General features: G+C 58.8%; 6 protein-coding genes and 1 pseudogene. 3 read left to right on the plus strand and 4 right to left on the minus strand.

The window, feature by feature from the left end; translation table 11 throughout:
• Positions 1–62: 62 nt before the first annotated feature.
• The 3 genes from AC54AF_RS26710 to AC54AF_RS26720 all read right to left on the minus strand — a co-directional run bounded on the left by AC54AF_RS26710 (position 63) and on the right by AC54AF_RS26720 (position 2,583).
• Positions 63–572 (minus strand): hypothetical protein, encoded by a 510-nt coding sequence (locus AC54AF_RS26710; protein WP_496638997.1) that lies wholly within the window; start codon positions 570–572, stop codon positions 63–65.
• Positions 573–703: 131 nt separating this feature from the next.
• Positions 704–1,903 (minus strand): GGDEF domain-containing protein, encoded by a 1,200-nt coding sequence (locus tag AC54AF_RS26715; RefSeq protein WP_496638998.1) that lies wholly within the window; start codon positions 1,901–1,903, stop codon positions 704–706.
• Complete coding sequence (locus AC54AF_RS26720; RefSeq protein WP_496638999.1) at positions 1,879–2,583, minus strand: hypothetical protein; 705 nt, start codon at positions 2,581–2,583, stop codon at positions 1,879–1,881. Before AC54AF_RS26720 ends, AC54AF_RS26715 begins: the two co-directional genes overlap by 25 nt.
• Positions 2,584–3,162: 579 nt before the next feature.
• On the opposite strand from AC54AF_RS26720, the gene mgtA reads away from it, so the two are divergent.
• The 3 genes from mgtA to AC54AF_RS26735 are packed head-to-tail and all read left to right on the plus strand — an operon-like array spanning position 3,163 to position 6,734.
• Positions 3,163–5,847, plus strand: coding sequence for a magnesium-translocating P-type ATPase (mgtA, locus tag AC54AF_RS26725; protein ID WP_496639000.1), 2,685 nt, complete (start codon positions 3,163–3,165; stop codon positions 5,845–5,847).
• A 36-nt stretch (positions 5,848–5,883) separates the two neighbouring features.
• Entirely contained in the window at positions 5,884–6,225 is a 342-nt protein-coding gene (locus AC54AF_RS26730) for a hypothetical protein (protein WP_496639001.1), read from the plus strand.
• Positions 6,222–6,734 carry a ribonuclease HI family protein gene (locus AC54AF_RS26735; protein ID WP_496639002.1) on the plus strand — a complete coding sequence of 171 codons (513 nt, stop codon included), beginning with the start codon at positions 6,222–6,224 and terminating at the stop codon, positions 6,732–6,734. The genes AC54AF_RS26730 and AC54AF_RS26735 overlap by 4 nt, the downstream gene beginning before the upstream one ends.
• On the opposite strand, the pseudogene AC54AF_RS26740 reads toward AC54AF_RS26735, so the two are convergent.
• A pseudogene (locus AC54AF_RS26740) lies at positions 6,731–6,942 on the minus strand (methyl-accepting chemotaxis protein); the annotation flags it as partial. The gene AC54AF_RS26735 and the pseudogene AC54AF_RS26740 overlap by 4 nt on opposite strands.

Here is a 6,942-nt window from a genome sequence, read left to right on the forward strand (position 1 = left end):
GCAGGATACAACTGTGTCAAAAGGAGTAAAGGGCGCGACCGTCTGCTCTTGGCCGACACCCGTCAGGTCGGTGAAAGCGATAGCACTCTATCAGAAAGAATCACGCTATCCTTTTCGTGCTGCCCGTGACGCCAAGATGCATCTTCGTAGCGCACATAATACTCAGCACTGCGCGCAGCCAAGGCCAACTTGCTTAACATCGACAGGAAATCTATGAGTTTGAAGGTTTCGCCGTCAAAGTCCTGGGGGAAAAACGTGATCTCACAGAATACGCTGTCTGGTTCCTCCCAGTGGAAGTACGCTTGGATATGCTCTGGGTTGCTGCCGCCATTCCAAACAGTGGATAGCGAGCCAGATGCCTGTCGAAGATTGCCTTGCAACTCGGCTTTTGCAATATCTTCGCCTTCACCCGTCATCGCCTCAACCAAAGTCCAAGATGATGCTAGGACCCTTAGGACGTCAATGGCTCCAGATGTCGAAATGCACTCGGCGAAGTTGATATCTCTACACGAACCATCACAGTCCAGAAGAGCGGTTTCAACGCGGCGTCGAGTAAGTTCGTCTATGTTCATCAGAATTGTAGTTTGGACGGGTAGGTCCGCTTCTGGCCGGAGGCTGCCTAAAAGGCATCACCTAAGCATAGCGGAAGAGCAGCGTCTCACCACTCTTCCTGGAAACCGTAAATACATAAAAAGCCACCGATTTATGCGCAGAGGACTTCCGCGCTGGCAAGCGTACAGCCACGCCCCTGCGACTTGGCTTTGTAGAGGGCGACGTCGGCACGCTGAAGCATATTCTCCATGGTGTCGGTATTGTGCATACGCATGGCGATGCCGCCGCTGTAAGAGAGTTCAAAACCCAGTTCCTTGAGCGAATGCCGCGCCAGCCACTGCCGCATGCGTTCGTCGTAAGCTACGATCGAGGTGAAGTCGGCACAGTTGAGTAGCACGCAGAATTCCTCGCCGCCGTAGCGGCAGAACATATCTCCGACACGGCTCACAGCCCGTAGACCAGTGACGAAAACTTGCAACGCCCTGTCGCCGCCTGCATGGCCGTGCTTGTCGTTGATTTGCTTGAAATAGTCGAGATCAAGCATCAACACGCCCAGTGGCTGCTTGTATCGCAAACTTCTGGCCAGGTCGATTTCGGACTGTAGTACCCAAGCGCGGCGGTTCAAGGCGCCGGTCAGACCGTCTAGCGTAGCCAAACGTTCCAGTTCCCGGGCTGCCTCGTCGCGGTGCGCAAGGAGAATGGCCACAACAGACATCATCATCATCATCATCGAGTTCGATGACAAGGCAAACACTCGGTTGACCAGGTACGGTCCAAAAAAATTCGGAAACTCAGCGGTGTAGAACACACCCAGCACGGCGCGGCCGGCAAGTACTACCATCTGAACTGTAAGGCATATGATTAATAACCAGCGCCAGCGCCCCACTGCAAGCTGTGGTGCGCGGCACAGGGGAACGATGATGCTTGCAATCTGCAATGCCAGCAGGCCATTCGCCCAGCCTACCCGGAACGGATAGTCGGAAAAACCGATGCAGTAGCCGACTGTCATCACTACGGCTATGGCGGCTGGAGTGCGAGCACTCGCCTTACGGCCGTACCACAATTGAAAGGCCATGGCATTGAATACCATGCCGCCCGACACGCTACCCATTGCCATCGTTGACAATAGGTGGTCAGCCCAGCCGCCCCGTTCAAAGGTGCTTGACCACAGCAGGAAAATCCAACCCGCCGTTTGCAATATGATACCGGCTTGCGCATACCGCGCAGCACGGTTCACCCGCCCCATGAAATAGGGCAGCGCCACGGCCATGATCGACAGGTTAAGTGTCATGCCAAAGAATAGGGTCGATACGTCCGTTATAGCCACTATCGCACTTTCAAAATAACCCAAGGGCCCGCATTATCCCAATAAACCCGCATCCCCATAAAGAATCGGCAATAATTTACATGAAGAAACTTTAGTTTGGTCTCTCTCTTCCGGGGGCCAACTGAATTCGTGGTGAGCGCGCGTAAGCTGTTTCTCGTTGATAAAGCGACCGTATGCTCTCGGCCGAGCGCTGACGTCACGTCAACTGGGTAATATTTCTCGGCTGCGTCAACGTCGAGTTTGTCGTTCATGATCAATGTCACCCTCCGGTTTCCAGACATACTGAGCAGCAAAATCGTAGAAGCTGGAAAGGGATGAGAGGTTTGTGGCGAAGCGCAGCACGCCAGAAATGGATCAGGCATACGCGTACACCAGTAGAAAGCCAGCGGAACGACGGTAAACAGCACAACAACGCCAAGGCAACCTGATCTCGCTCCAGATCTGGAAGCTGCAGGAGAACTGCTACGCTCACGCTCTCGTGGCGCCCTGGCACGTACCCATTTAATATGACAGGACTGGCAAAAGAATGTGGTTTTATTGTTGCGCCAGGCTTCGATGGTTCGATCGGTATGGCGTGCAAGCGTACCGCAACGGGCACATTCGAAATGTGTTTCTTTGGGCAGTTTTTTTGAAAAGTGCTTGCCGACAAAGAACATGACAACAAGTCCCGCTATTATTGCCCCAACGATCAATTCCATAGACATTTGTTTTTCTGTATATGCATAGCGTTTAGCATGGCTATTTCCAGCCTATCAGTTTACCCGAGCGTAATGGATTTCCAAGCAGAAAGAATCACACATTGTCACACCAACGCGAATGGCCGCTTCTGGCTCCCCATGAGCATGTCCGCCCGCACTATTGGTATCAACCCTTACTCTTCGGCATCGGACTTTCGTCTTCGTCCACACCCACATTACACTTTGGAAACCTAAGATTTCTTCAGTTGACGCGCTTGCAGCCCATCCATAAGATGCCCTCATTATTCATTTACGGAGTCCCACGTGGGTACTTGTTCTAGTGACAGTAGCCGATCTTGTATCGGTGATTGCCTCGGCAGCTAAACAGCAAGCAACGCGGAATTCCGTTTCCTCCGTGCCTTGCTGAGCAAGGTGCGGCGTCTCGCGCGGCCAGTCTGGCTGCGCGTCTCTCCCCCCTCTTTCCGATCGCGACCGGCTACTGACCCGGATTGCCCGCCAGCGCCATGCTTTGTCATACGCGTTGGCGGCACGCAAGCCTGCCTGCGGCTGCGCCGCCCGTCAACACCTCGTCATGAAAGGAAGAGCATGAATCTCTTCACCCGCCTGTTCGAATCGTTCCTGCGCAAGCGCCATACGGCCGGCCACTTCCGCCGCCGCGCCATGCCGCTGGAAAACAGCACGGCGCGCCCCGTGCCCGACCATCTTGCGCGCCAGCTGCTGGCCGCCGCCCATGAAGACCTCGATAGCGCCCTGAACCGCCTGCACGCGCGTCTGGAAGGCTTGCGCGATGCCGAGGCGCAAGTCATCGGCGCGCAAACGGGTCCGAACGAGATCGAGCATGAAAAACCGCTGGCCTGGTACCAGCACCTGTGGCTGTGCTACAAGAATCCGTTCAACCTGCTGCTCACCGCGCTGGCCATCGTTTCCTACCTGACGGAAGACCCGAAGGCCACCATCGTCATCGGCACCATGGTGATTTTGTCGACGCTGCTGCGCTTCGTGCAGGAAGGCCGCTCGAACCGGGCCGCCGAACGCCTGAAAGCCATGGTCAGCAATACGGCCACCGTGCTGCGCAATGGCCAGCAGATCGAGCTGCCGATACGCCACCTGGTGCAGGGCGACATCATCGTGCTGTCGGCCGGCGACATGATCCCCGCCGACTGCCGCCTGCTTTCCGCGAAAGACCTGTTCGTCAGCCAGGCGGCCATGACGGGCGAATCCTTACCCGTGGAAAAGATGGCCGAACTGGCCGATAGCAATGGTAAAGATCCCATGGAACTGGCCAATTTGCTGTTCATGGGCACGAATGTGATCTCGGGCGCCGCCACGGCGCTGGTCCTGGCGACCGGCAACCGCACGTATTTCGGCACCATCGCCACGCGCGTGACGGCCACCGAGCGCACGCCGACGGCCTTCGAAGCGGGCGTGAACAGCGTCAGCTGGCTGCTGATCCGCTTCGCCCTCGTGATGGCGCCGCTGGTGTTCCTCATCAATGGCTGGACCAAGGGCGACTGGATGGAAGCGTTTTTGTTCGCCCTGTCCGTGGCGGTCGGCCTGACGCCGGAAATGCTGCCCATGATCGTCACCAGCACCCTGGCCAAGGGAGCCGTGAAACTGTCGAAAAAGAAAGTCGTCGTGAAACGCCTGGACGCCATCCAGAACTTCGGCGCCATGGACGTGCTCTGCACGGACAAGACGGGCACCTTGACGCAGGACAAGATCGTGCTCGAGCGCCACACGGACGTGTTCGGCCAGCCGTCCGACGAAGTGCTGCAATTCGCCTATTTGAACAGCCACTACCAGACGGGCCTGAAAAACCTGCTCGACCGCGCCGTGCTCGACCACGTGGAATTGCAGACGGAAATGCAGCTGGCCCGTGACTATGTCAAAGTCGATGAAATTCCGTTCGATTTCGTGCGCCGCCGCATGTCCGTCGTCGTTTCCGAAAAGAATGACCACCATGAATTGATCTGCAAGGGCGCCGTCGAGGAAATCCTCGCCGCCTGCAGCCAGCTGCGTCTGGGCGGCGTGAATATTCCCCTCGATGCGGCCCTGCTGGCGAAAGTGCTGGAAACCTCGCACGGCCTGAACGCAGAAGGGCTAAGAGTGGTGGCCGTGGCCGTCAAGGAAGTGCCGCCGCATAAGACCGTATACGGCGTGGCCGACGAAACGGCGCTGACCCTGATCGGCTATGTCGCTTTCCTCGATCCGCCGAAGGAATCGACGGCGCCCGCCCTGCGCGCGCTGGCGGAACACGGCGTGACCGTGAAAGTCTTGACGGGCGACAACCACCTCGTGACGGCGAAGATTTGCCGCGAAGTGGGCCTGGCCGTGCATGGCGTGCTGCAAGGCCCGCAACTGGACGACATGGACGACGCCACCCTGGCCAGGGCAACCGAAGAGAATACCGTGTTTGCCAAGCTCAGTCCGCTGCACAAGGAGCGCCTAGTGCGCGCCCTGCGCGGCAATGGCCATATCGTCGGCTTCATGGGCGACGGCATCAACGATGCGCCCGCCCTGCGCGCGGCCGATATCGGCATTTCCGTCGATTCAGCCGTCGACATCGCCAAGGAGGCGGCCGACATCATCTTGCTGGAAAAGAGCCTGATGGTGCTGGAAGAAGGCGTGCTGGAAGGCCGGCGCACCTTCAGCAACATGCTCAAATACATCCGCATGACGGCCAGCTCGAACTTCGGCAATGTGTTTTCCGTGCTGGTGGCCAGCGCCTTCCTGCCGTTCCTGCCCATGCTGCCGCTGCACTTGCTGGTGCAAAATCTGCTGTATGACGTGTCGCAGATCGCCATCCCCTTCGACCATGTCGACGCCGAACTGATCCAGCAGCCTTTGAACTGGAACCCGCGCGACATCGGCCGCTTCATGGTGTTTTTCGGGCCCATCAGCTCGATCTTCGACATCAGCACGTTTATTTTGATGTGGCATGTGTTCGGCGCGAATACCCCGGAACAGCAAACCCTGTTCCAGTCCGGCTGGTTCGTCGTGGGGCTGTTGACGCAGACACTGATCGTGCACCTGATCCGCACGCCCAAGCTGCCCTTCATCGACAGCATCGCCTCCGTGCCCCTGCTGGTGGCCACCACCGCCATCATGGCCGTGGGCGTGTTCCTGCCGATGGGTCCGCTGGCGACCTACTTCAAGCTGCAAGCCTTGCCCTTGAGCTACTTCCCCTGGCTGCTGGGCATCCTCGTCTGCTACACCCTGCTGACGACCTTGATGAAACGCTACTATCTGCGCAAATTCGGCTGGCAATAGTATGATGGAACGCTCTTTCCCCTACACAAGGCGCGCATGAGCGGCTCCCCTTCTTCAAAACGCACGCAGGCCCTGCTGCTGTCGGCCCTGGTCTTTCCCGGCAGCGGGCATTTCCTATTAAAACGCCAGGCGCGCGGCTGCCTCTTCCTCGTGCCGGCCCTGGTCGCCCTGGTGCTCGTATTGCGCCAGATCATGGCACGTTTGGACCAGGTGATGGCACAGATCGACAGCGGCGCCCTGCCCCTCGACGTACAGCTGATCGTGGAAAAAGTCGATGCGCTGTCCGCCCATGACGGTCTCGCCATGACGCTGGCCGTATGTGTGCTGGTGGCGTGCTGGATCGGCAGCCTCATCGACACCTTCCTGCTCAAGCCATGATGGAAGAAGCAGAGGCGCGCAAACTGCGCAAGGAAGCCAAGATGCAGGCGCGCCGCACGCAGCTGGCGCTCAGCCGCCAGGACCATGGCGGCCCGCTGGCCTGGCGCGGCTGGTTCGACGGTTCCGCCCACCCGAACCCGGGCAAGCTGGGCATAGGCGCCCTGCTGCTGGGACCGAACGGCGAGCGTATCGAAGTGAGCGAGGCGGCCGGTTATGGCAGCAGCAGCGACGCGGAATATGCGGCCCTGACGGCCGTGCTGCAGGCGGCGCTGGGCGTGCGCCCGCCGCCCGTGCAGTTGCTGCTGTACGGCGACAGCCAGGTGGTGATCAACGATGTGCTGGGAACGACGCCGGTCGGCGCCAAGGGACTGGAAACGCACAGGGCCACCGTAGTGGCCCTGCTGGAACAATTCACTGATGTGAGCTTGCGCTGGCTGCCGCGCCACAGGAATGGCGAGGCGGACCGGCTGTCGCAGCTGGCGATTACCGGCTCGGTGGAGGAAAATTAAGCGGCGCGGCCAATCCGCAACGCTTCTTGCGGCGCCTTGGCTGCCGGGCGCCTGGCGCCCTGCAAACCGCTGACACCGGCCTGCTGGCCATTCAATTTAAAGACGCTGACCACTTGCGCCAGGTTGTGCGCCTGGTGCTGCATCGATTCGGCGGCCGCCGCCGACTCTTCCACCAGCGCTGCATTTTGCTGCGTCACGGCATCCATCT

It is taken from the genome of Janthinobacterium sp. JF4 (assembly GCF_059617925.1).